The following is a 6,472-nucleotide window of genomic DNA, read 5'->3' on the forward strand; positions in this document are numbered from 1 at the left end:
ATCAAGCAAGGAGGTCATCGCATGAGATCAATGCCGGCAAGTCAAGAAAGACCGCTTGAAAGCGCATCGCGCAAAAAGGGCGGCGTCTTCTGGAAAACGTTTTTCCAGCAGCGCTACCTGTACCTGATGTCCGTGCCGTTCGTCTTGTGGGCGTTCGTATTCAGCTACTTGCCGTTATGGGGCTGGACGGTGGCCTTCCAGAAGTTCAAGCCGGGCATCGCCTTCGGGGACCAGAAGTGGGTCGGCCTCCAGTACTTCCGTGAGCTGTTCGCGGACGAGCAGTTTTACCGGGTGCTTCGCAACACGCTCGCCATGAGCACGATGGGGCTCGTGGCCGGCTTCGTCGTCCCGATCGTGTTCGCCGTCGTGCTGAACGAAGTGCGGGCGATGCCGGTCAAGCGGTTCGTGCAGACGGTCTCCTATCTTCCCCACTTCGTCTCCTGGGTAGTGGTGGCGGGGATCGTCACGAAAATGCTGTCCACCGAAGGCGGCGTAATCAACGAGATTCTCGTCTCGCTCCATATCGTCGACGAACCGATCCAGTTTATGGCCAGAGGAGGACTGTTCTGGTACATCGTCACCGCCTCGGACGTGTGGAAGGAGATGGGCTGGAATACGATCATCTACCTCGCCGCCATCGCGGGGATCGGACCGGATCTGTACGAGGCGGCCAAAGTGGACGGGGCTAGCCGGCTGCGGCAGATCTGGCACATTACGCTCCCGGGCATCCGCCCGACGATCGTCGTCCTGCTCATCATGTCGATCGGGCATTTGGTCGGGATCGGCTTCGAGAAGCAGTTCCTGCTCGGCAACCCGCTCGTCAGCGACTATTCCCAAGTGCTCGACCTGTACGCGCTGAATTACGGTCTCGGTCTCGGACGTTTCTCGTTCGGCACCGCGATCAACATTTTTAACTCCGTCATCAGCGTGTTCCTGCTCCTCGTCGCCAACGGCATCTTCAAACGCACGACCAAAGAAAGCATCTTCTAAGGAGGCCGGCCCGCATGCAGGCGATCAGACGTTTTGCCGGCCGTCCATGGTCGGATCAGCTATTCGAACTCGTCGTGTATTTCATCTTGATCGTCGTTACTGTCGTTACGCTCTACCCTTTCCTGAACGTGCTCGCCATCTCGCTGAACGATTCGACGGACAGCGTGCGAGGCGGCCTGACGATCTATCCCAGGGTGCCGACGTTTAAAAACTACGAGACCATTTTCGCATTCGGCGGCTTGATCACGGGGCTTAAAATATCCGTGCTGCGCACGGTCGTCGGGACGGTGCTGGGGCTGGTCAGCGCATCCATGCTGGCGTTCACGATCAGCAGGGCCGATTTTCAGGGCAGACGGTTCGTCTCCGCGTTCCTGGCGCTGACGATGTACGTATCCGGCGGGCTCATTCCGTTTTATATCCTGATCCGCGACCTCAACATGATGAACACGTTCGCGGTGTACGTGCTGCCCGGTCTCGTGAGCGCCTTCAACGTCTTTATCATCCGCTCGTTCATCGATGGCATTCCGTATGCCTTGCAGGAATCCGCGAAGCTCGACGGCGCGAACGACTGGACGATTTTCTGGCGCGTCATCCTGCCGCTTACGAAGCCGGCCCTGGCCACGATCGCTCTTTTCCTGGCGGTTGGGCAATGGAACGCCTGGTTCGACACCTATCTGTATAACGGATCGGACGAAAAGCTCACGACGCTGCAATTCGAGCTCATGAAGGTGCTGCAAAGCACGACGACGAACGCCGACCAGTTCCGCGGACGGAATATGACGGAGGTCATGCGTCAGATCTCGCCCGAATCGGTCAAAATGGCGATCACGATCGTCGTGACCGTGCCGATTCTCGTCGTCTATCCGTTTTTGCAGAAGTATTTTGTCAAAGGCATGACGCTCGGCGCGGTCAAGAGCTGAAGCTGACGCTGTTGGTCACATGCCGCCGCTTGCCGAAGGGATCCGCAGGGCTCGCTCCTGTCCACATACGGTCCACCATTCAGATCAAACGGAGGGTTTCAAGCGATGAAAAAGAGAATGAAGGTAAACGCGCTGCTGCTCGCCGGCGCCATGACGCTGAGCTTCCTGTCCGCCTGCAGCAAGGATAACGGCGATAGCGGCGCCGCAAGCTCCAAGGCTGCGCCATCCGGTTCTTCGGCGGCTTCGGACGCGGGCAAGCAGGATGAAGACTTGTCGCCCGTCACATTTACTTACTTTTCCGAAGACCCGAATCCGAACTGGAACAACATGCAGGACGACGTCTCCAAGGAGATCACGAAAAAAACCGGCGTCACGCTGGATGCCGAGTTCGCGGTCGGCGACCCGGCGCAAAAAGTCGCGCTCATGGCCGCAAGCGGCGAATATCCCGACATCATCGCGGCCAAAGGCGACATCGGCAAGCTGGTCGACGCGGGCGCGGTGCTTGACCTGACCGAGCTGATCGACAAGCACGCGCCCAACATCAAAAAAGTGCTTGGCCCCTATTTGAACCGGGCAAAGTATACGACCGAGGATCAATCGATCTATGCGATCCCTACCTGGTCCGCGGTGGACGAGGTCAAGGCGGTCGCGGGCGGGGGCTTCGAGCTTCAGCATCGCGTCGTGAAGGAAGCGGGCTACCCGACCATCCGCACGGTACAGGATTACGAGAAGGTCATCAAGGACTACCTCGCCAAGCATCCGACGGACGAGAACGGCAACAAAAACATCGGCTTGTCGCTGAACGCGGACGACTGGCATATGTACATTTCCGTGACGAACCCGGCGACCTTCGTGACGGGCGGTTCGGACGACGGCGAATATTTCATCGACCAACAGACGCACGAAGCGATCTACCACTTCCGGCGCCCGGAGGAAAAGGAATACTTCCGTTGGCTCAACCACATGAACGCGGAAGGACTGCTCGACAAGGAAAGCTTTGTGCAAAAATACGACCAGTACAAAGCGAAGGTCGCCTCCGGCCGCGTGCTCGGCCTGATCGACCAGGACTGGGATTTTAACGACGGCCAGCATGCGCTCAAGACCGCGGGCAAGTTCGATCAGACGTACGGCCACTATCCGGTCACGATGGGCGAGCAGTACAAGGAGACGTCTTTCTGGCCGACGGGCTTCATGGGCGGATACGGCATCTCGATCTCCAGCAAAGCCAAGGACCCGGTTCGCATCATCAAGTTCCTCGATTACCTCGCTTCGGACGAGGGCCAGGTGCTGAACAACTGGGGTATCGAAGGCAAGCATTATGTCGTCGAAAACGGCAAACGCGTCGTGCCCAAGGAAGTCCAGGAACGCATCAACAACGACAACACCGCGTTCACCAAGGAGTCAGGCATCGGCTTCTACTGGAACATCATGGTCCACTACGGAGACGGCGTGAAGGACCCGACCGGCAACTATTACACGAAAAACAGTCCGGAGCTGATCACCGAGGGCTACAGCGACGTGGAGAAGGAAACGCTGGCGGCATACAAGGCGACGACATGGAAGGACTTGTTCCCGAAGGAAGACGAGTTTAACGTGAAGGCGTACGGCGCCGCGTGGAACATTCAAATTCCGGGTGAGGACGAAGTGTCCATCCTCGGCAACAAGATGAAGGATATCACCTGGAAGCGGATTCCCGAGGCCATTCTGGCGAAGCCCGAGGACTTCGACAAGATTTGGGATGCCTATCAGAACGACCTGATCAAAGCGGGCGTCGAAAAGATGGAGAAGGGCTATACCAAGTACGTGCAGGACCGCGTGAAGCTGTGGAGCGCGGACGAAGGAAAATAACAGTCGGCCAACCTCCGCGTCCTGTTTGGGACTGCGGAGGTTTTCTCGTGTGCGGCTTGTATGTGACGGCGGAGGTTTTTTCGTATGCGGTCTGTTTGGGACTGCGGAGGTTTTTCTCATATGCGGCGGCTATGGCTCTTTGGAGTCATGCGCGAGGGAGGCGGGGGGGCGTACAATGGGGCTTATCCATCGTTATGAAAGGTTGGTTTGCGTTGAAGAAATTTGGAGCTTTGCTATTCGCCGCCACGCTGGCGTTCGGCTATGCGGGCATGGCGAGCGCGCACGTCCGGGTCGAGCCTGCGGAGGTCGCGCAGAACGCGTACCAGGTGTTCACGATTCGCGTCCCGAGCGAAAACGAGGGCGTCAACACGACACAGGTCAAGCTGGACGTGCCCGCTGGCGTGGAAGTATCGCGCTTCGAGCCGTATCCGGGCTGGACGAGCACAACCGAGAAGGATGCGGACGGCAAGGTCGTCTCCGTCACCTGGAAGGCGGACGGCCAAGGCATTAACGAAACGGAGTTCGTACAGTTTCTGTTCCAGGGGCATGTCGCGGAGGATGCGAAGGAGCTGGTGTGGAAGGCGCATCAGACTTACTCCGACGGCGCGGTCGTCGACTGGAGCGGCGCACCGGACGCCGATACGCCGGCATCGGTGACGGCAGTAGTCGCCGGGGCAGCCGACGGCGACGGGCACGGGCAAGCCGGCGCCGCTTCGGCGGACGCATCGGACAGCGACCGCGATCCGCTGACGCTGGGCCTTGCGATTGCAGGCCTGGTAGCGGGCCTGGCCGCGCTCGCGACCGCGCTGCTGCGCAAGAAGTCGCGCTGATCGGAAGGCGGTAGGGCGCTGGCGGGAGGCGGCGCTAGCCCGCGAGGCGTTAGCGGCATCGCGGGCCGCCATGGCCTCCAAACTAGCTGCCTCGGGGCCGATAGCGGAAGAAAGTTCCGCTATGGTCTCCCAAACTAGCTGCCTCGGGGCCGATAGCGGAAGAAAGTTCCGCTACGGTCTCCCAAACTAGCTGCCTCGGGACCAATAGCGGAAAAAAGTTCCGCTATGGTCTCCCAAACTAGCTGCCTCGGGGACGATAGCGGAATAAAGTTCCGCTATAGTCTCCCAAACTAGCTGCCTCGGGGCCGATAGCGGAAGAAAGTTCCGCTATGGTCTCCCAAACTAGCTGCTTCGGGGCCGATAACGGAATAAAGTTCCGCTATGGCCTCCCAAACTAGCTGCCTCGGGACCAATAGCGGAAGAAAGTTCCGCTATGGTCTCCCAAACTAGCTGCCATAGCGCCGATAGCGGAAGAAAGTTCCGCTTTGGTCTCCCAAACGTGCTGCCTCGGGTCGCTCGCCAACAAGCGCTTGCGTCAGCGAATGCCGCTAATGGCTAAAGGGGCGTTCGCCAGCGAGCGATAGCGGTCGCGGGAACCTTGGATTGACACCTGGTCGGCGGCCGTTGTACAGTTGAAACATGAATTCCACTGGGGGCGCCCGCAAGGGCTGAGATAAGGCAGCGATGCCTTGGTCCCTTTGAACCTGATCTGGGTCATGCCAGCGTAGGAAAGTGGACCAATGTGCGTAGCAAGCTGCATCGGATCGCAGCGTCGCGTGCCGTTAGGCCGGGGCGTTGCGGGATTGAGTCGTCTTTTCGCATCCGCGGGAGGCGTTCGTCCTTATATCCGCCCCATGCAGTTCGAAGCTGCTCGTTTTGGCCGCTCCCGACGGGGCGGCTTTTTTGCATCGTCTGCACAGAAGCCGCGTCCCGTACGGAGCGCCAAACCCGGCGTTCTTGCTTGTCCGTGGACAGACGAATCTGTCTCCGGTCGCAGACGCCCGCCGCAGTTTCGCCAAGCCGTCATTGTGTTTTCTTTTTTCGCATCGCGCGCCCTTGTCGGCCTCCCGGAGGAATTCGCATGAATTCATTCCAGGGAGGTTTTTTAACGATGTCGATCATGAACCGGGCGCTGCCCGGCAGCCGCAAAGTGTATGTAAACGGAGACGGAGGCGTTCGCGTGCCGATGCGCGAGATTCGCCTCTCCGACAGCACGGCGAGGGACGGCTCCTCGCAGCCGAACGAGCCGCTGCTCGTTTACGATTCCAGCGGTCCTTATACGGACGACGGCTACGAAGCCGATATCCGAAAAGGACTGCCGACGATCAGGGACGAATGGATCGCGGCCAGAGAGGATACGTTCGAATACGACGGAAGGGAGTCCGTGCCGTCAGACGACGGCTTCCGATCCGAGACAAGCGCCCGCTCGCAAGGCGCGCCGGCGTATCCGGGGCTTAAGCGCAGGCCGCGCCGGGCGGCGGAAAGGCGCAATATTACGCAGCTCCACTATGCGCGCCGCGGCATCGTCACGCCCGAAATGGCCTATATCGCCGTCCGGGAGGGCGTGTCGTCCGAGTTCGTACGAGACGAGGTGGCGGCCGGGCGCGCCGTTATTCCTGCCAACGTCAATCATCCGGAATGCGAACCGATGATTATCGGACGGCATTTTCACGTGAAAATCAACGCCAATATCGGCAACTCCGCCGTCGTCTCCTCCATCGAGGAGGAAGTGGAAAAAATGACGTGGGCGACCCGCTGGGGCGCGGATACGATCATGGATCTGTCGACGGGCAAAAACATTCACGCGACCCGCGAATGGATTCTGCGCAACGCCCCGGTTCCCGTGGGCACAGTGCCTATTTACCAGGCGCTCGAAAAAGTCGG

Annotated in this window: 5 protein-coding genes and 1 riboswitch; all 5 genes read left to right on the forward strand. The window is 59.3% G+C overall.

Annotation, left to right across the window (positions count from 1 at the left end):
• The first annotated feature begins 30 nt into the window (after positions 1-30).
• A complete protein-coding gene (locus tag KVT38_RS27390) occupies positions 31-990 on the forward strand; it encodes an ABC transporter permease (protein ID WP_254639601.1) in 960 nt (319 codons plus the stop codon).
• Positions 991-1,004: 14 nt separating this feature from the next.
• Entirely contained in the window at positions 1,005-1,910 is a 906-nt protein-coding gene (locus KVT38_RS27395; protein ID WP_217596931.1) for a carbohydrate ABC transporter permease, read from the forward strand.
• 105 nt (positions 1,911-2,015) lie between these two features.
• Entirely contained in the window at positions 2,016-3,758 is a 1,743-nt protein-coding gene (locus tag KVT38_RS27400) for an ABC transporter substrate-binding protein (protein ID WP_217596932.1), read from the forward strand.
• Between the two features lie 212 nt (positions 3,759-3,970).
• Complete coding sequence (locus KVT38_RS27405) at positions 3,971-4,588, forward strand: YcnI family copper-binding membrane protein (protein ID WP_217596933.1); 618 nt, start codon at positions 3,971-3,973, stop codon at positions 4,586-4,588.
• Between the two features lie 641 nt (positions 4,589-5,229).
• Positions 5,230-5,336, forward strand: a riboswitch (TPP riboswitch).
• Between the two features lie 363 nt (positions 5,337-5,699).
• Positions 5,700-6,472, forward strand: a 773-nt coding sequence (locus KVT38_RS27410) for a phosphomethylpyrimidine synthase ThiC (protein ID WP_217596934.1), incomplete at its 3' end; no start/stop codon positions are given.

The organism is Cohnella sp. GbtcB17, from assembly GCF_019091135.1.
Taxonomy (GTDB): domain Bacteria; phylum Bacillota; class Bacilli; order Paenibacillales; family Paenibacillaceae; genus Cohnella.